At 64.8% G+C, this 17,971-nt stretch carries 13 protein-coding genes; 10 read left to right on the forward strand and 3 right to left on the reverse strand.

The window, feature by feature from the left end; translation table 11 throughout:
• Positions 1-172: 172 nt before the first annotated feature.
• Entirely contained in the window at positions 173-949 is a 777-nt protein-coding gene (locus tag R2R70_RS11685; RefSeq protein WP_043333970.1) for a sulfite exporter TauE/SafE family protein, read from the reverse strand.
• A 176-nt stretch (positions 950-1,125) separates the two neighbouring features.
• On the opposite strand from R2R70_RS11685, the gene cysB reads away from it, so the two are divergent.
• Positions 1,126-2,097 carry an HTH-type transcriptional regulator CysB gene (gene cysB, locus R2R70_RS11690; protein WP_410978058.1) on the forward strand — a complete coding sequence of 324 codons (972 nt, stop codon included), beginning with the start codon at positions 1,126-1,128 and terminating at the stop codon, positions 2,095-2,097.
• Between the two features lie 136 nt (positions 2,098-2,233).
• Here cysB and R2R70_RS11695 read toward each other — a convergent pair whose 3' ends face one another.
• Positions 2,234-2,860 carry a phosphoadenosine phosphosulfate reductase family protein gene (locus R2R70_RS11695; RefSeq protein WP_131431310.1) on the reverse strand — a complete coding sequence of 209 codons (627 nt, stop codon included), beginning with the start codon at positions 2,858-2,860 and terminating at the stop codon, positions 2,234-2,236.
• A gap of 215 nt (positions 2,861-3,075) precedes the next feature.
• Positions 3,076-4,527 (reverse strand): aminodeoxychorismate synthase component I, encoded by a 1,452-nt coding sequence (gene pabB, locus R2R70_RS11700; RefSeq protein ID WP_131431311.1) that lies wholly within the window; start codon positions 4,525-4,527, stop codon positions 3,076-3,078.
• A gap of 231 nt (positions 4,528-4,758) precedes the next feature.
• On the opposite strand from pabB, the gene R2R70_RS11705 reads away from it, so the two are divergent.
• From R2R70_RS11705 to R2R70_RS11745, 9 genes are all read left to right on the forward strand, one after another.
• Positions 4,759-5,631 carry an alpha/beta fold hydrolase gene (locus R2R70_RS11705; RefSeq protein WP_107335488.1) on the forward strand — a complete coding sequence of 291 codons (873 nt, stop codon included), beginning with the start codon at positions 4,759-4,761 and terminating at the stop codon, positions 5,629-5,631.
• A gap of 370 nt (positions 5,632-6,001) precedes the next feature.
• Positions 6,002-6,781 carry a GntR family transcriptional regulator gene (locus R2R70_RS11710; RefSeq protein ID WP_107335487.1) on the forward strand — a complete coding sequence of 260 codons (780 nt, stop codon included), beginning with the start codon at positions 6,002-6,004 and terminating at the stop codon, positions 6,779-6,781.
• Between the two features lie 73 nt (positions 6,782-6,854).
• The gene (gene prpB / locus R2R70_RS11715) at positions 6,855-7,766 is read left to right on the forward strand and encodes a methylisocitrate lyase (protein ID WP_043333964.1); all 912 of its coding nucleotides are present in this window, start codon (positions 6,855-6,857) and stop codon (positions 7,764-7,766) included.
• Between the two features lie 182 nt (positions 7,767-7,948).
• Complete coding sequence (gene prpC, locus R2R70_RS11720) at positions 7,949-9,091, forward strand: 2-methylcitrate synthase (RefSeq protein ID WP_410978059.1); 1,143 nt, start codon at positions 7,949-7,951, stop codon at positions 9,089-9,091.
• Positions 9,092-9,158: 67 nt separating this feature from the next.
• On the forward strand, positions 9,159-11,861 hold the full coding sequence (gene acnD, locus R2R70_RS11725) for a Fe/S-dependent 2-methylisocitrate dehydratase AcnD (protein ID WP_410978067.1): 2,703 nt from the start codon (positions 9,159-9,161) through the stop codon (positions 11,859-11,861).
• Positions 11,858-13,120, forward strand: coding sequence for a 2-methylaconitate cis-trans isomerase PrpF (gene prpF, locus R2R70_RS11730; RefSeq protein ID WP_410978060.1), 1,263 nt, complete (start codon positions 11,858-11,860; stop codon positions 13,118-13,120). The genes acnD and prpF overlap by 4 nt, the downstream gene beginning before the upstream one ends.
• A gap of 205 nt (positions 13,121-13,325) precedes the next feature.
• Positions 13,326-14,975 (forward strand): bifunctional 2-methylcitrate dehydratase/aconitate hydratase, encoded by a 1,650-nt coding sequence (locus R2R70_RS11735; protein ID WP_410978061.1) that lies wholly within the window; start codon positions 13,326-13,328, stop codon positions 14,973-14,975.
• Between the two features lie 187 nt (positions 14,976-15,162).
• Positions 15,163-15,756, forward strand: coding sequence for a LemA family protein (locus R2R70_RS11740; RefSeq protein ID WP_410978062.1), 594 nt, complete (start codon positions 15,163-15,165; stop codon positions 15,754-15,756).
• Between the two features lie 70 nt (positions 15,757-15,826).
• Positions 15,827-17,731, forward strand: a complete 1,905-nt coding sequence (locus tag R2R70_RS11745; protein WP_410978063.1) for a M48 family metalloprotease — start codon at positions 15,827-15,829, stop codon at positions 17,729-17,731.
• The last annotated feature ends 240 nt before the right edge of the window (positions 17,732-17,971 follow it).

Raw genomic sequence — 17,971 nt, forward strand, 5'->3', positions numbered from 1 at the left:
TGCATCACTGACAAATGGGCATTGTCCATCGGCTCAATAGCACGGGGTTATGATCGCTAGTGTTTTTATAGCTGTTTTATTGGTTTGAGGGAATAGCAACGGGGCAGGCAATGTGGATTGCCTGCCCCGACTTTGGTATTGCCTATGCGAAGGATCCCGCAACAAGGAGAGCTCAGAAGAAGGCGTAACGGATGCCCAGCCCCAGCAGCAGTGTCGTCAGCAGGCCCTGCAGCAGGCCGCTGGGCATGTGGCGTGTCAGGCGTGCGCCCAGGCTGATGGCGGGCAGTGAGCCGACCAGCAATGCGCCGAGCAACAGGAAGTCGACGTTGCCCAGCCACAGGTGGCCCAGTCCCGCGACCAGGGTCAGCGGGACCGCGTGAGCGATATCGGTGCCGACGATGCGCGCGGTGCTCAACAGCGGGAACAGCATGATCAGCACGGCAGCACCGAAGGCGCCGGCACCCACGGAGGACAGGGTGACGCACACGCCGAGCACGATGCCGGAAAGTACGGTCAGCGGTGCCGCGTGGCGCACGATGAAGCTTTCCGGGCTGATCAGCCCCAGCAGGCGCTTCTTGAACAGCAGCACGCCGGCGGTGAGGATCAACATCACGCCCAGCATGCCCTTGATCAGGCCCGCGTAGGCGGTGGGGTCAGTGAAGAAGGTATGCAGGACCGCAATCGTCAACAGCGCCGCCGGCAGCGAGCCGATGGCCAGGCGCCGGGCGATGGTCCAGTCCACATGGCCCTGGCGATGGTGCGCGAAGGCGCCGCCCGCCTTGGTAATGGAGGCATAGAGCAGGTCGGTGCCCACGGCGATGTGCGGCGGGAAGCCGAACATCAACAATAGGGGCGTCATCAGCGAGCCGCCGCCCACGCCAGTGACACCGACCGCGAAACCCACTCCGGCGCCTGCCAGCACGTATAGCAGCAGTTGTGTGACTTCCATCCCTACCTACCCCCTTGTCAGGTTACTGTCGCCAATCTACTCTTGAGCGTATATTCCCGAAAGGAATCATTATTCATGATTTTATCGCCCGATCATCTTAGCAAGGTGACCGGCCATGTCCGGGCCACTGTCACGCCGCGTCGCGTCGATGGTGCTTCTCAGGAGAGTGAAGCCGCATGAAACTCCAGCAGTTGCGTTATATCTGGGAAGTCACCCGTCACAACCTGAACGTGTCCGCCACCGCGCAAAGTCTGTATACCTCCCAGCCGGGCATTTCCAAGCAGATTCGTCTGCTGGAAGATGAGCTTGGCGTCGAAATCTTCGCACGCAGTGGCAAGCATCTGACGCGGGTGACCCCGGCCGGCGAGTCCATCGTCGAGCTGGCAAGCCAGGTGCTGCGCACGGTGGAGAACATCAAGCACGTTGCCCAGGAGCACAGTGACGACCGTCGCGGCAGCCTGTCGATCGCCACCACGCACACCCAGGCGCGTTATGCCTTGCCACCGGTGATCGCCGATTTCACGCGCAAGTACCCGGATGTCGCGCTGCACATGCAGCAGGGCACGCCGAAGCAGATCGCCAACATGGTCAGTGAAGGTCAGGCCGATTTCGCCATCTGCACCGAGTCGCTGGAGCTGTTCAACGACCTCATCCTGCTGCCGTGCTATCGCTGGAACCGCTGCGTGCTGGTGCCCAAGGATCATCCGCTGGCCAATGGCGAGGAACTGACCCTCGAGTCGCTGGCCAGTTATGCGCTGGTCACCTACACCTATGGCTTCACCGGGCGCAGCCAGCTGGATGATGCCTTCAAGTCCCATGGCCTGGCGCCCAACGTGGTGCTGACCGCCTCGGACGCCGATGTCATCAAGACCTATGTGCGTCTCGGCATGGGCATCGGCATCGTCGCGCACATGGCGGTGGACGAGGTGACCGATGAGGACCTGGTCGCACTGGACGCCACGCATCTGTTCGAGAGCTCCACGACCAAGATCGGCATCCGTCGCGGCACCTTCATGCGCAGCTACATGTTCGAATTCGTCGAGCGCTTCGCGCCGCACCTGACGCGCGAGCGTGTCGAAGCGGCGCTGGCCGCCGGCCCGCGCCACGAGCACGAGATCTTCCACGACATCGAGCTGCCGGTGCGCTGAGCCCCGGTGGGCTGAGTGTCGGTGGACTGAGTGCCGCTCGCCTGATCTGCCACAGCGCAGATGAAAAAGCCCGCCTCCTGAGAGGCGGGCTTTTTGCTGGCTGGGCGGTTCGAGCGCACAGCTTCAACCACAGGGCTCAGTGTGCCAGGTGCAGGCCACATTCGCGGTTGTCTTCCGCCTTGGTCGGGTCGACGTAGTCGAACTCGTTGGGCAGGTCGTGGGCGACCAGATACTCGTGCATCTGCTTGGATGACCAGTTGAGCACCGGGGCGACCTTGATCAGGCCATCGCCGTTCAGCGAGACCGGCTGCATGCCGGCACGGAAGGCGGTGTCACTGGCGCGCACGGCGGTGAACCACATCTCGGGGTTCAGCTCGCGCAGCGCACGCTCGAAGGGTTCGAGCTTCACTTCATGGGTGAAGGCTTCGTGGCGCGGGTCATCGATATGCGGCGTGAGGCCATCGACGGCTTCACGGTGGGCGCGAGTGCGCTGCGGCAGATAGATGATGCGGTTCAGGTTCAGCTTGCGCGTCACCTCATCGGCGAAGCGATAGGTGGCATCGGTGTTGTAGCCGTTGTCCATCCACACGATCGGGATGTCAGGACGGAAGCGCGTCACCATGTGCAGGATCACCGCCTCGAAGGGACGGAAGTTGGTGGTGCAGATGGCGTGCTTGTCCAGCGACAGGGCCCAGCGGGTCAGGGCTTCCGGGTCGTTGCCGAATTCGGCATTGATGCGGGTGAGATCGAAGGTATCGGACATGAGGAGTCTCCAGAACGAGGGCACGTCCGATGGAGCGGGGCGCAGGGCTGATCAATGGCAAGAAAAGACCATCAGCAGAGGCGGGTAGCGCTCAAGGAGACGTGCAGGAATGCGCCTACCCTATCAAAGGCAGGCACTGCTTCCCCAATACGAATTCGTTCGAACGTTATATGCCATCGAGTTATGGCGCTCATGACGCCTTATAACGCCGCCTGTCAGCCCAGCGCTTCCATCAGGCGCTGGATCTTGGCCAGGCTCTCGCGGTATTCGGCCTCTTCCTCGGAGTCGGCGACCAGACCGCCGCCGCCCCACAGATGCACCTGGCCCTCGGCGATCACCGCCGTGCGGATCGCGATGGAGGTATCCATGTGGCCGCGGATATCCAGATAGCCGAGGCTGCCGCAATAGGCGCTGCGGCGTACCGGCTCCAGCTCCTCGATGATCTGCATGGCGCGGATCTTGGGCGCGCCGGTGATGGAGCCGCCGGGGAAGGCGGCGCCGAGCAGATCCAGCGCATCGCGTCCTTCATCCAGGGTGCTGGTGATGGTGCTGACGGAATGGTGCACGTTGGCGTAGCTCTCCAGCGCGCACAGTGAGGGCACCTTGACGCTGCCGGGCGCGGAGACGCGGCCCAGGTCATTGCGCAGCAGATCGACGATCATCACGTTCTCGGCGCGATCCTTGGGGCTTTCCAGCAGCTCAGCGGCCAGCCGGGCGTCCTCTTCCGGCGTCGCGCCGCGTGCGCGGGTGCCCTTGATCGGCTTGGTCTCGACCGCGCGATGATTGACCTCGACGAAGCGCTCCGGCGAGACGGAGACGATCGCCATCTCCTCACCCTGGGCGTCCTGCCAGCTCAGATAGCCGGCGTAAGGTGTCGGCGTGGCCTGACGCAGGCGCAGGTAGGCATCCCAGCTGTCGCCACTGCAGTCGGCGGAGAAGCGCTGGGTCAGGTTGATCTGATAGCAGTCACCGGCGTGCAGATACTCCATCACCTGACGGAAGCGTTCGCCGTAGCCCGCGCGGTCCAGCAGTGGCGCGAAGGGGGTGTCGAGGGCGAAGTCTGCGCTGCGCGGTGCCGGTTGCTCTAGCCACTCAAGCACCTGTCTGCGCCGTTGGGGCGAGGCGATCAGCCAGCTCTGCTGGCGCTGATGGTCACTGATCAATGCCCAGTCATAGAGACCGAGGCGTGCCCAGGGTAGCGCGATATCGTCCTCGGTCGTGGCAGGCAGGTCTTCCAGCGCGCGCCCGAAGTCGTAGCTCCAGTAGCCCAGCAGGCCGGCGATGAACGGCAGGTCCTCGGCGCTCAGGTCGTGCCGGGCGAGCTCTTCGCCTGCCAGCGTCTGTGGCAGCAAGGTCAGCAGCTGGCGCTGGGCCTCGATCACCGGCAGGCGGGCGAGGCGCTCCAGCGCTTCACTGAACTGGCTCAGGTCACGCATCGACTCCGGCAGCGGGCCAGTGAGCTTGCCGCCGTGTGGGCCTTGCTCCAGCACGGCCAGCGGGTCGCTGCTGATGATGTCGAAGCGGCCACCGGCCAGCGACGGCTGGCCGCTGTCGAGCAGCACGGCGTCGGGACGTGAGCGCAGGCGTGCGAAGCGCGACAGCGTGGAGGCTTCATCCTCGGCGGCGAGGGCGTAGGGCAGGGCGTTGATTTCGAGCGAGATGGTCATGACAGCTTCCGTTGGCGGACAGGGCATTCTAGGCATCCGAAGGCGTTTTGTCCGCCCATGCGTGCGGATTCCGGTGAGGGGCTGGCCTTGTCGGCTTGCCGTTCTCCCGTGCGCTGATTAAGGTGCCTGCCTCCGAACGCCTTGCGCCGTCATCGATGACTGCCCTGACGCACGTGCTGACGTTCGCCCAGCCCTCTTGCCCAGCCCCTGGCACCCCACCGGAGCCCCTGCATGCATCCCGAGTTCGAACATGGCCAACATCTGCTGTCACGTCCCGATCAGAACATCTTCTGGCAGCGTCTCAAGCGGCATGACGCACAGGGCGGGCGTCGACTGCTGATGCTGCACGGCGCGGGCGTGGCCGGCACGCTGACCTGGGCACCGCTGGTCGGGCATCTCACGGCCCATGATGAGCTGATCATCCCGGACCTGCGTGGCATGGGGCAGACGCTGGCACCGCAGGGCGGCGAGCCTCCTTTCACCCTCGAGCAGGTGGTCGAGGACGTGATGGCGTTGATCGAGACCCAGCGCATCACGCATTTCGACCTGATCGGCTACAGCTTCGGCGGGCTGGTCGCCATGCGTCTCGTCCAGCGTCTGCGCGCCGAGCGCCCGGAGGTGAAGGTCGGCGACATCAGCCTGCTGGAACCGGCACTGCTGGAGCGCGAATGCCACGCCACCATGCTCAAGGTGCGTGACGGCTACGCCGAGGCGGCGCGCGCCATGCGCGAAGCCTCAAGCCCCGAGGCGGGCATCACCGCCTTCCTCGATCTCATCTCGCCGCATCGCACGCGCAACCCGCGCGCCGAGCGCATGATGGTGGCGCGACTGGCACATCGCTATCTGGGCTTCGCCAATGCGCTGGACTGTGTCACGCATGCCGTGCGCGAGATCGACCGCGAGGCGCTGCTGGCCGACGTGCTGGCCTCAGGCAGCGAGGTACGCAGCCTGGTCGGCGGCAAGAGCCCGCAGACCCTGCGCGACTATCACAGCCTGCTGGCCGAACGTCATGCGGGTTGGCAATCGCTGGAAATCCCCGGCACCGATCACTCGCTGCCTTTCCAGAAACCCCGCCGCATCGGCGCGGAGCTCAGCTTCACATAAAACGCATGATTGTCGACAAGCCGACCGATGAACGGTCTGGCATTGAGACTCAAGACGCCCCGTCAGCCTGTGCTGGCGGGGCGTCTTTCGTCTCGGCCGCTACCGGCTGGAGTGCCTCTGGCCTGTCGGCGTGGGAAGACTGGCATGGCGGCGTATCAGGCGGTTCGGCCTTGTTCTGGCAGCCGTTTATCCAGCGCATGCCAGCTCTCTTACGCCAAAGGTGTAGAGGATTTGGCGGATTGCATCTTGACCCACTCAGGCTCGCTGGCTAGTCTGGCAGTCATTGAATGATTGTCGACAATGGTGCTGAAAGTCCCTCATCGCCATTGTCCTGTCTCAGCCCCTTGTCCAGCCGGATTGCCTGACCGCCATGACCACCGATGCCTTTCACAATGCCACCACCGCTCGAAGCCTCGCACGCGGCGCCACTGCCGAGCAGGCAGGCCACACCGCCTCCGCGAGTGCTCCGGCGCCTGAGGTGCGCACTCTGGCCGAGCGCGTCTTCCACCAGCTGCAGGACGCCATCGTGCGCGGCGAGCTGGCACCGGGCAGCAAGATCACCGAGCCGGGGCTGGCGCAGGCCTATGGCATCTCGCGCGGCCCGCTGCGCGAGGCGATGCGTCGCCTCGAGGTTCATCGCCTGATCGAGCGCGTGCCCCACGTCGGCGCGCGGGTGGTCAAGCTCTCGATGACCGAGCTGCTGGAGCTGTTCGACGTGCGTGAGGCGCTGGAGAGCATGGCCGCGCGTCTGGCGGCGCGGCACATGACGCAGGAGGAGGTCACGCGGCTGCGCAGCGTGCTCAAGACCCACGAGCAGCAGTCGGACCTCAAGACCGGCACCGCCTACTTCCAGAAGGAAGGCGATCTCGACTTCCACTATCAGATCGTCCTCGGCAGCCATAACCACATGCTGATGACGATTCTCTGCGACGACCTCTACTACCTGGTGCGCATGTATCGCACCCAGTTCAGCGCCAGTGGCTCGCGTCCGCAGAAGGCCTTCGTCGAGCACCACCGTATCGTCGATGCCATCGAGGCCGGCGACGAGGAGCTGGCGGAGCTGCTGATGCGGCGCCACGTCAGCGCATCGCGGGAGAACGTCGCCCGCCGCTATGCCGCCACGCTCAAGGAAGAGCAGGGCGAGGAGTGAACTGCCACACCGCTTGCGACCGGATCACCACCAACAATTCCAACCCCGTCATGGGCCCAGCCCGGGAGATGTCATGTCACGCCATCTGAGTTCCACCGCCTTGCCAAGCCCCGGCGCCCGCTTCCGCGCGGCGCTGGAAGCCAATCGTCCGCTGCCCATCGTCGGCACCATCAATGCCTATACCGCCATCATGGCCGAGCGCGTCGGGCATCAGGCGATCTACCTGTCCGGTGGCGGCGTGGCCAACGCCTCCTACGGCCTGCCGGACCTGGGCATGACCAGCATGAATGACGTGCTGGAAGATGCGCGCCGCATCACCGCCGCCAGCGAGCTGCCGCTGCTGGTGGACATCGACACCGGCTGGGGCGGCGCCTTCAACATCGCACGCACCATTCAGGAGATGGAGCGCGCCGGTGTCGCTGCCGTGCACCTGGAAGACCAGGTTGCCCAGAAGCGCTGCGGACATCGCCCCAACAAGGCCATCGTCTCCAGTCAGGAGATGGTCGACCGCATCAAGGCGGCCGCCGATGCCCGCCGTGACGACGACTTCTATCTGATCGCGCGTACCGATGCCTTCCAGAAGGAAGGGCTCGAGGCCGCCGTGGCGCGTGCCAATGCCTGTGTCGAGGCCGGGGCGGACGCCATCTTCGCCGAGGCGGTGCATACCCTCGAGGACTACCGCGCCTTCTGCGAGGGCGTCGACGCGCCGATTCTGGCCAACATCACCGAATTCGGCGCCACGCCGCTGTTCAATCAGCGCGAGCTGGGCGACGTCGGCTGCCGGATGGTGCTCTATCCGCTGTCGGCCTTCCGCGCCATGAACGCGGCCGCCCTCAAGGTCTACCAGAACATCCACGACAAGGGTGACCAGAAGGACGTGGTCGACGACATGCAGACCCGCATGGAGCTCTACGACTTCCTCGATTACCACACCTTCGAGCAGAAGCTGGACACCCTGTTCGAGGCCGAAAGCCGCAAGGATTGATGCCAGACGCTCGAGACGGACGCCATGTCTCGCATCAGGAGGCCATTGGCTTCACGGGCCGGCACTTCCGGCCCGACCGTTTCTCCCTCGCTGGCAAACGCCTGGCCGGCGAGGGGCTTGACGCTTTATGCCCTACAAGAAAAAGAACAACTCAATGACGTCACTGCCAAGGAGATCGCGCCATGTCAGATACCACCGCTACCCCGAGCCCTAGTGCCTCCAGCGGCCTGCGCGGCCAGAGTGCCGGCGAGACCGCCCTGTGCACCGTCGGCCAGACCGGCTCCGGCCTGCGCTATCGCGGCTACGATCTGGAGGATCTCGCCGCCCACGCAAGCTTTGAAGAAGTCGCCTATCTGCTGCTCAAGGGCAAGTTGCCCAATCGTTCGGAGCTGGACGCCTACATCACGCGCCTCAAGGGCCTGCGTGGCCTGCCGGATGCCCTGAAGGCGGTACTGGAGCAGATTCCGGCCAGCGCTCACCCGATGGACGTGATGCGCACCGGTTGCTCGATGCTCGGCAATCTGGAGACCGAAGAGAGCTTCGATGAGCAGTCCGAGCAGGCCGACCGCATGCTGGCGGTGTTCCCGTCGATCATCAATTACTGGTATCGCTTCAGCCATGATGGCGTGCGCATCGACACCGAGACCGATGACGACTCCATCGGCGCGCACTTCCTGCACCTGTTGCACGGCGAGGCCCCCAGCGAGCTGCATGCCGCGGTGATAAATACCTCGCTGATCCTCTATGCCGAGCACGAGTTCAATGCCTCGACCTTCACCGCGCGTGTCTGCGCCTCGACGCTTTCTGATCTGCACTCCTGCGTGACCGGGGCCATCGGCTCGCTGCGCGGACCGCTGCATGGCGGTGCCAACGAGGCGGCGATGGCGATGATCGAGCACTGGCGCTCACCGGAGGAAGCCGAGCGCGAGATTCTCGGCATGCTGGAGCGCCGCGAGAAGATCATGGGCTTTGGTCACGCCATCTACCGTGAACGTGACCCGCGCAACGCCATCATCAAGGAGTGGTCACGCAAGCTGTCCGAGGATGTGGGCGACACTCAGCTCTACGCCGTCTCCGAGCGCGTCGAAGCCGTGATGTGGCGCGAGAAGAAGCTGTTCTGCAATGCCGACTTCTTCCACGCCAGCGCCTATCACTTCATGGGCATTCCCACCAAGTTGTTCACGCCGATCTTCGTCTGTTCACGCCTGACCGGCTGGGCGGCGCATGTCTTCGAGCAACGCGCCAACAATCGCATCATCCGCCCGAGCGCCGATTACACCGGCCCGGAGCATTGCGACTGGCTGCCCATCGAGCAGCGCGACTGACCCTTTCCTCGGCCAGTCAGCGTGCTGGCCGATCGTTTTCTTGACCGCCTGATGAGTCCGGATGCCCATGAATACCGAGTATCGCAAACCCCTGCCTGGCACGGCGTCACCGGGTACCCCGGTCGACTACTTCGATGCGCGTGCCGCCGTGGAAGACATCGCCCCCGGCGCCTACGCCGGTCTGCCCTATACCTCACGCGTACTGGCCGAGAACCTGGTGCGTCGCTGCCCGCCGGATCAGTTTCGTGACAGCCTCGTGCAATTGATCGAACGTCGGCGTGATCTCGATTTTCCGTGGTACCCCGCGCGCGTGGTGTGCCATGACATCCTCGGTCAGACCGCGCTGGTCGACCTGGCCGGTCTGCGCGATGCCATCGCCGAGCGCGGAGGAGACCCGGCCAAGGTCAACCCGGTGGTGCCGACCCAGTTGATCGTCGACCACTCGCTGGCGGTGGAGCACGCCGGCTTCGACAAGGACGCCTTCGCCAAGAACCGCGCCATCGAGGAGCGGCGCAACGAGGACCGCTTCCACTTCATCGACTGGACCCGTCAGGCCTTCGAGAACATCGACGTGATCCCACCGGGCAACGGCATCATGCACCAGATCAATCTGGAGCGGATGTCGCCGGTGATCGAGTCGCGCGCCGATGAGAAGGGGCATCAGGTCGCCTTCCCGGATACCCTGGTGGGCACCGACAGCCACACGCCGCATGTCGATGCGCTGGGCGTGATCGCCGTCGGCGTCGGCGGGCTGGAGGCCGAGAGCGTGATGCTGGGGCGCGCCTCCTACATGCGTCTGCCGGACATCATCGGCGTGCGCCTCACCGGGCGTCCGCAGCCGGGCATCACCGCCACCGACATCGTGCTGGCGCTGACCGAATTCCTGCGCGCCGAAAAGGTCGTCTCCTCCTATCTGGAATTCTTCGGCGAAGGCGCGGCCAGCCTGACCCTGGGCGATCGCGCCACCATCTCCAACATGACGCCGGAGTACGGCGCCACGGCGGCGATGTTCTACATCGACCAGCAGACGCTGGACTATCTGACCCTGACCGGGCGTGAGCCGGAGAACATCGCGCTGGTCGAGCGCTACGCGCGTGAGACCGGGCTGTGGGCCGACGAGAGCGGCCATATCGAAGGCGCGGTGGAATATGAGCGCGAGCTGACCTTCGACCTGTCCTCGGTGGTGCGTACGCTGGCGGGCCCCTCCAACCCTCACAGTCGCGTGCCGACCAGCGAGCTGGCCGCACGCGGCATCTCCGGGGTGATCGAGCATGAGCAGGACGAGGACGGGCGCGACCTGATGCCGGATGGCGCGGTGATCATCGCCGCCATCACCAGCTGCACCAACACCTCGAATCCGCGCAATGTCATCGCCGCCGGCCTGCTGGCCAGACGCGCCAATGCGCTGGGGCTGACGCGCAAGCCGTGGGTCAAGACCTCGCTGGCGCCGGGTTCCAAGGCCGTGCAGCTGTATCTGGAAGAGGCGGAACTGCTGCCGGAACTCGAACAGCTCGGCTTCGGTATCGTCGGCTTCGCCTGTACTACCTGCAATGGCATGAGCGGTGCGCTGGACCCGGCGATCCAGCAGGAAATCGTCGATCGCGATCTCTATTCCACCGCGGTACTGTCCGGCAACCGCAACTTCGATGGCCGTATTCACCCCTACGCCAAGCAGGCCTTCCTGGCCTCGCCGCCGCTGGTGGTCGCCTACGCCATCGCCGGCACCATCCGCTTCGACATCGAGAAGGACGTTCTCGGGCATGCGCCGGACGGCTCGCCGATCATGCTCAAGGACCTGTGGCCGAGCGACGAGGAAATCGATGCCATCGTCGGCTCCAGCGTCAAGCCGGACCACTTCCGTCAGGTCTACATCCCGATGTTCGAGGCCCGTCAGGATCGCGACGACACGACCAGTCCGCTCTACGACTGGCGCGAGATGAGCACCTACATCCGTCGTCCGCCGTACTGGGAAGGCGGCCTGGCCAGCGCACCGACGCTCAAGGGCATGCGGGCACTGGCGGTGCTGGGGGACAACATCACCACCGATCACCTGTCGCCCTCCAATGCCATCATGGCCAGCAGTGCGGCGGGCGAGTATCTGGCCGCGATGGGCCTGCCGGAGGAGGACTTCAATTCCTACGCCACTCACCGTGGTGATCACCTCACCGCGCAGCGGGCCACCTTCGCCAATCCCAAGCTGATCAACGAGATGGCCGTGGTGGAAGGGGCGGACGGCAAGCGCGAGGTCAAGCAGGGCTCGCTCACGCGCCTGGAGCCGGAAGGCAAGGTGGTGCGCATGTGGGAGGCCATCGAGGCCTACATGCAGCGCAAGCAGCCGTTGATCATCATCGCGGGCGCGGATTACGGTCAGGGTTCGTCACGTGACTGGGCGGCCAAGGGCGTGCGGTTGGCGGGCGTCGAGGCCATCGTCGCGGAAGGTTTCGAGCGTATCCACCGCACCAATCTGGTCGGCATGGGCGTGATGCCGCTGCAGTTCGCCGCCGGTACCACGCGCAAGACGCTGGCGCTGGATGGCAGCGAGATCTACGCCGTCGAAGGCGAGCCGGCGCCGGGGGCAGAACTCACGCTGGTGATCGAGCGCACCGCCGGCGACAAGGCAGGCAAGCTCGAGCGCGTGCCGGTCACCTGCCGCCTCGATACCCGTGAGGAAGTCTCCATCTACTCGGCGGGCGGCGTGCTGCAGCGCTTCGCCGAAGATTTCCTGAGCTCGCAGGCGCCGGGCGAGAAGGCGGCGGAGGTGACGGCATGAGCCAGCAGGCACAGCTCAGGATCCCCGCCACCTATCTGCGTGGCGGCACCAGCAAGGGCGTGTTCTTCCTGCACGATGAGCTGCCGGAAGCGGCGCAGGTGCCGGGCCCGGCGCGTGATGCCCTGCTGTTGCGCGTGATCGGCAGCCCCGACCCCTACGCCAAGCAGATCGACGGCATGGGGGGCGCGACCTCCAGTACCAGCAAGACGGTGATCATCAGTCGCAGCGAACAGCCGGACCACGACGTCGACTATCTGTTCGGCCAGGTCTCCATCGACTCGCCCTTCGTCGATTGGAGCGGCAACTGCGGCAATCTCTCGGCGGCGGTCGGGCCCTTCGCCATCGAGAAGGGCCTGGTGCCGGCCGAGCGCCTGCCGCGTGATGGCATCGCCGAGGTGCGTATCTGGCAGGCCAACATCGCCAAGACCATCATCGCGCGGGTGCCGATGTGCGAGGGGCGCGTCCAGGAAACCGGCGACTTCGCCCTGGATGGCGTGACCTTCCCGGCCGCCGAAGTGGCGGTCGCCTTCCGCGACCCCGCCGCCGGCGAGGGCAGCATGTTCCCCACCGGCAATGTAGTCGATACGCTGGAAGTGCCGGAATCGGTGGTCGCGGGCGGGCGAATCCAGGCGACCCTGATCAATGCCGGCATCCCGACCATCTTCGTCGCTGCTCGCGATCTCGGCTATCAGGGCACCGAGCTGCAGGAGGCGATCAACGCAGACGGCGAGGCCCTCGCACGCCTCGAGACATTGCGCGCCCACGGCGCACTGCGCATGGGACTGATCCAGGAGCTGGGCGAGGCCGCCAGACGTCAGCACACCCCCAAGGTCGCCTTCGTGGCACCGCCGGTGGATCACGTCGTCTCCAGTGGTCGCGAGATCAAGGCCGACGAGATCGACGTGCTGATTCGCGCCGTGTCGATGGGCAAGCTGCACCATGCCATGATGGGCACCGCGGCCGTCGCCATCGCCGCGGCGGCTGCGGTACCCGGCACGCTGGTCAATCTTGCCGCCGCTGGCGGGGCCGAGGCCGAATCTGGGCAGAATGGCACCGCGCGTGACTCGGTGTGCTTCGGACATCCCTCCGGCACGCTCAGGGTCGGCGCGAGTGCCCATCGTCAGTCACCCTCGGGTCAGGTCAGTGACGGCCAGCAAGGCGAGGGCGAATGGACCGTCAGTGAGGCCGTGATGAGTCGCAGCGCGCGTATCCTGATGGAAGGCTGGGTGCGGGTGCCGGCGGAGACCATGATGCGCTAGCGCCGGCATTGGCAGGCGATGGTCTACTGTCAATATATCTCTGTTGATATCCCTCTTGCGGCATCCCGATGAAAGCCGGCCTGGCATGCATGTGCAGAGGGCCGGCTTTCGCGTTTCTGTGGTGCGGACTCGGGTATTTCGGGGGACGTGCCGGTATCGCGGGAGATGCATGCGAGCAAAGACGATCCACGACAGGAGATCACACATGAGCACGCCATCCTCTGATCAGACGGGCGAAAGCCGTCTCAGCGCCACTCAGGTCAGTACCAACCAGGCCAGCACCAATCAGGCCAGTACCAATCAGGCCAGCGCCAACCAGCGCCCAGACTATGACCCGGAGCTGCAGCAGATCGCCGACTATGTGCTGGGGTATTGCGATGGTCTGCATACCGCGGATGCGGATACGGATGCGGATACGGATGTAGATGGCCTGGCCGGCAAGAGCGTGCGCTCAGGTCCCTCGGCAGAGGCGATGGACACCGCTCGCCTGTGTCTGATGGATACCCTCGGCTGCGGCATCCTGGCGCTGCGCTTCCCGGAATGCACCAAGCATCTCGGCCCGCTGGTGGCCGAGACCGTGGTGCCGCATGGTGCACGGGTGCCCGGCACCGCCTTCAGTCTCGATCCCGTCAAGGCGGCGTGGGACATCGGCTGCACCATCCGCTGGCTGGACTACAACGACACCTGGCTGGCGGCGGAGTGGGGGCATCCCTCGGATAATCTCGGCGGCATTCTGGCGGTGGCGGATCACCTCTCGCGCCAGAGTGTCGCGCTGGGCAAGCCGCCCTTGGTGATGCGCGATGTGCTGGAGAGCATGGTGATGGCCCACGAGATCCAGGGCGTGCTGGCGCTGGACAACAGCTTCAATCGCGTCGGGCTCGACCATGTCATGCTGGTCAAGGTCGCGACCACCGCCGTGTCGGCGCGCTTGATGGGGGCGAATCGCGAGCAGTTGCTGTCGGCGCTGTCGCACGCCTTCGTCGATGGCCAGAGTCTGCGCACCTATCGTCATGCGCCCAATGCGGGCTCGCGCAAGAGCTGGGCGGCGGGGGACGCCACCTCACGCGGCGTGCGGCTGGCGGACATCGCCCTGCGTGGTGAGATGGGCGTCCCAAGTGCCCTCAGCGCGCCGCAGTGGGGCTTCAATGATGTCTCCTTCAGTCACGGCAACAGCGATCTCGCGCTCAAGCCCGAAGACGAGCGACGTCTGACGCTGGCGCGCCCTCTGGGCAGCTATGTGATGGAGAACGTGCTCTTCAAGGTCTCCTTCCCGGCTGAATTCCATGCCCAGACCGCCGCCGAGGCGGCCATCCGGCTCCATCCCGAGGTGCGCGACCGGCTCGAGGAGATCGAGCGCATCGAGATCACCACCCACGAATCGGCGATCCGCATCATCTCCAAGCAGGGCGCGCTCGCCAATGCGGCGGACCGCGATCACTGCCTGCAATACATGGTCGCGGTGCCGCTGATCTTCGGCGAGTTGAACGCGGACCACTATGAAGATGGCTTCCATGCCGCTCACCCGGAGATCGACCGGCTGCGTGACAGGATGGTCGTCAAGGAAGAGGCGCGCTTCACCCGCGAGTATCTGGAAGCCGGCAAGCGCTCGATCGCCAATGCCCTGCGGGTAATTTTCCGCGATGGTACTGCCACTGAGCAGGTGACGGTGGAATACCCGCTGGGACATCGTCGGCGGCGTGAAGAGTCACTCGCCCCGCTCGAGGACAAGTGTCGGGCCAATCTGGCCACCTGCTTCCCGCCTTCGCGGTGCGACACCTTGATGGCGTTGCTGGGCGATCGCGAGCGACTCGAGGTACTGCCGGTACACGAGTTCATGGCGCATTGGGTGCCGTGAGGTTGCCGGCCGCATGATGCCCCGTTGGCAATCAGTCATCCAATTGACTGGTGCCGTCATCCGGTATGGGTAAACTGGAAGCGGATTGCACAGGAAGATCGACAGGGGCGCTTGCAAAGACTCGCCGGAGAGCGGGACAACGCCTGCCGGGCCTTCATTGCAAAGGCATCATCACAAGGGACTCATCATGAAAACATTTCTGCTGCTGGGCGCCATCGCGCTGATCGTCATCTACGTGATCTCGATCTACAACAAGCTGGTCAGCCTCAAGGCGCGCTACGAGAATGCCTTCGCGCAGATAGAGGTACAGCTCAAGCGGCGCTATGACCTGATTCCCAATCTGGTCGAGACGGCCAAGGGCTATCTGAGTCATGAGCGTGGCACCCTGGAAGAAGTGATCAATGCCCGCAACAAGGCGATGGCCGCCTTGAATGCCGCAGCGGCGCATCCCGGCAGCATGGACAAGCTGGCCAGCCTGGCTGGTGCCGAGCAGGGGCTGGCGGCGAGTCTGGGCAAGCTGGATGTGGTAGTCGAGGCCTATCCGGAGCTCAAGGCGGACCAGACCATGAGCGATCTGATGGAAGAGCTGACCGCCACCGAGAACCGCGTCGCCTTCGCGCGTCAGGCCTACAACGATGCCGTCACCGACTACAACGTCTATCGTCAGAGCTTCCCGCAGGTGGTGTTCGCGCCGACCTTCGGTCATCGCAGTGATGCAGGCCTGCTGGCCTTCGATGACAGCGTGAAGATTCGCCAGGCCCCGGATGTCAGCTTCTCGTGAGCCGAATGGCTGATGCTTCTCTCGCAGCGGTCTGGCGCTGTGATCCTGACTGGGTAGATGGCGAGCGCGAATGAATTTCTATCATGAGCAGGACAGTGCGCGGCGTCGTACGCGGCTATTGCTGCTGGCTTTCACGGCCATGTCGCTGGTGGTGTCTCTTGCCGCCGGCGCCGTGGTGCATGTCGCGATCAGCAGTTTCCTTGGGCGCCCGGCCGCCACGACGTTTGAATATGTCTGGCCAGTGGCGAGCATCATCTTCCTGTGCAATGCCCTGGTCGCGGCGCGTGAGCTGCGGCGCCTGCAGCAGGGCGGTGCGGTCGTGGCCGCACGCCTGGGTGGCAAGCTGGTGGATGTCGAGACCCAGGACTCGCGCGAGCGGCGGGCACTGAATGTCGTGGAAGAGATGGCGATTGCCGCCAATCTGCCCACGCCGCAGCTATTCCTGCTGCCGCATGAGGCGATGATCAATGCCTTCGCGGCAGGCTATCGGCCCCATGATGCGGTGATCGCGCTGAGTCGCGGGGCGTTGGAGCAGCTGGATCGCAACGAGCTGCAGGGCGTGGTCGCTCACGAGTTCGCCCATATCGCCAATGGCGATATTCGCCTCAACCTGCGTCTGGCGAGTGCGGTTCACGGCCTGGTGTTTCTCTCCGAGGCGGGGCGCTTCCTGATGGGGGCGGGGCGCATCGGCTTCGTGTTGGTCCGGGCGCGCTCCTCCGGTTCCGACAGGAAAGGCGGCATGCCACAGCTGATGCTGGTCGGTGTGGCGCTGTGGTTGCTCGGCAGTCTCGGCGGGCTGGGCGGCAGGCTGTTGCAACGCGGGGTCGCGCGCTCAAGCGAATATCTCGCTGATGCCAGTGCGGTGCGCCTGACGCGTTTCCCGGATGGCATCGCCTCGGCCCTCAAGCGTATCGGTGGTATGGGCTGGCAGGGGCGCATCCGGCATCCGCGCGCCATGACCTACAACCACCTATTCTTCGTCGAAGCGCGCCCGCCATGGCTGACGGGCTGGTTCGACTCGCATCCGCCGCTGGATGAGCGCATCAAGCGCCTGGAGCCCCGTTGGGACAGGCAATATCTGAGCGCACGCCAGCAACCGGTGCATACCTTCGAGCAGCAGGGGCCCATCGGAGCAGAAGTGCTTGGCGGGGTCATGGCGGGTATCGCCGGCGCGGCCGTCATGGGCGAGCTGTCGCGTTCCCGGGGTGAACTCGAGAACCTGACGCTGTCGCGCTTTCTCTGCCCGCAGCTGGTGGTGGCGATGATCGCGCCCTCGGAGCTCACCCGGCGTGGGGTCTGGCTCACCGAGCTTGAGCGTCAACATGACTGGCTGGATGGCAAGCGCGTGCGCGAGGCGCGGCGCGCGCTCGAGTCCTTGCCGCGGGTCGAGTGGATCCCCTTGCTCAACCGGTTGATACCGCGCTGGCGGGAAGCGGATGAGCGCGCGCATCGCATGCTCAAGGCGCAGACACCTCCGCAGGACATGTTCATCTGGTGTCTGTGGCAGTTGCTGCTGGAGTCACTGGACCCGCGAATCGATCGCAAGAGTGACTCGCTGGCCCTGCAGCAATGCCAGCCGGCCTGTCAGCATTGGCTCATGCTGATGGTCGGACTCATCGACGATGAAACGCTGCGCGAGGACATCTTCCTAGACGCCAGTGCAGAACTTGGTCTGGCGCTTGCGTATCCACAGTCGCAGCCGGATGGGGATAACCCTGCGCTGCGCTGCCGTCATCTCACGCAGCTGGCTCACCTGCGTCCGATGGACAAGCAGCGCTGGTTCACGGCGCTTGCCCAGGTGGTGCATGCCGACCAGACGCTGGCCGATGAAGAGGTGGCCCTGCTGACACTGCTGGCGCGCGTCATGCAGCTGCCGGAGGCGCGCCTGGAGGCGGCGCTTGAGACACAGTCGCATTCGCGTGGTGGCTGGCAGGCGCGCCCAGTGTCACGACCCGCGGACGGCAAGGCGGTCTGAGTATCGACCAAGCGAGTGGCTGTTTTCTGCGTCAAAGCCCTTGCCATCAAACCGATTCCTGCGTAAAGTACGCATCCGCTGCCGGGGACGCATGGCGTTACCAGCGGTAAACAAGGTTTGCAGGTAATTGTTTTGCTTGATGTTTTTGAAGTCCGCTTCGACATCATCGATTGACAATCCCGGGCGATTCGCTAGAATACGCCGCACTCCTTACGGAACAGGTGATCGAGCAACGCTCCT

Origin of the sequence: Cobetia sp. SIMBA_158, from assembly GCF_046566945.1 — a bacterium.
Lineage (GTDB): Bacteria > Pseudomonadota > Gammaproteobacteria > Pseudomonadales > Halomonadaceae > Cobetia > Cobetia amphilecti.

Bases quoted from the DNA above. Each gene is read 5' to 3' on its own strand.
- R2R70_RS11685 (WP_043333970.1), bottom strand. From the start codon at position 949: ATGGAAGTCACACAACTGCTGCTATACGTGCTGGCAGGCGCCGGAGTG.
- cysB (WP_410978058.1), top strand. From the start codon at position 1,126: ATGAAACTCCAGCAGTTGCGTTATATCTGGGAAGTCACCCGTCACAAC.
- R2R70_RS11695 (WP_131431310.1), bottom strand. From the start codon at position 2,860: ATGTCCGATACCTTCGATCTCACCCGCATCAATGCCGAATTCGGCAAC.
- pabB (WP_131431311.1), bottom strand. From the start codon at position 4,527: ATGACCATCTCGCTCGAAATCAACGCCCTGCCCTACGCCCTCGCCGCC.
- R2R70_RS11705 (WP_107335488.1), top strand. From the start codon at position 4,759: ATGCATCCCGAGTTCGAACATGGCCAACATCTGCTGTCACGTCCCGAT.
- R2R70_RS11710 (WP_107335487.1), top strand. From the start codon at position 6,002: ATGACCACCGATGCCTTTCACAATGCCACCACCGCTCGAAGCCTCGCA.
- prpB (WP_043333964.1), top strand. From the start codon at position 6,855: ATGTCACGCCATCTGAGTTCCACCGCCTTGCCAAGCCCCGGCGCCCGC.
- prpC (WP_410978059.1), top strand. From the start codon at position 7,949: ATGTCAGATACCACCGCTACCCCGAGCCCTAGTGCCTCCAGCGGCCTG.
- acnD (WP_410978067.1), top strand. From the start codon at position 9,159: ATGAATACCGAGTATCGCAAACCCCTGCCTGGCACGGCGTCACCGGGT.
- prpF (WP_410978060.1), top strand. From the start codon at position 11,858: ATGAGCCAGCAGGCACAGCTCAGGATCCCCGCCACCTATCTGCGTGGC.
- R2R70_RS11735 (WP_410978061.1), top strand. From the start codon at position 13,326: ATGAGCACGCCATCCTCTGATCAGACGGGCGAAAGCCGTCTCAGCGCC.
- R2R70_RS11740 (WP_410978062.1), top strand. From the start codon at position 15,163: ATGAAAACATTTCTGCTGCTGGGCGCCATCGCGCTGATCGTCATCTAC.
- R2R70_RS11745 (WP_410978063.1), top strand. From the start codon at position 15,827: ATGAATTTCTATCATGAGCAGGACAGTGCGCGGCGTCGTACGCGGCTA.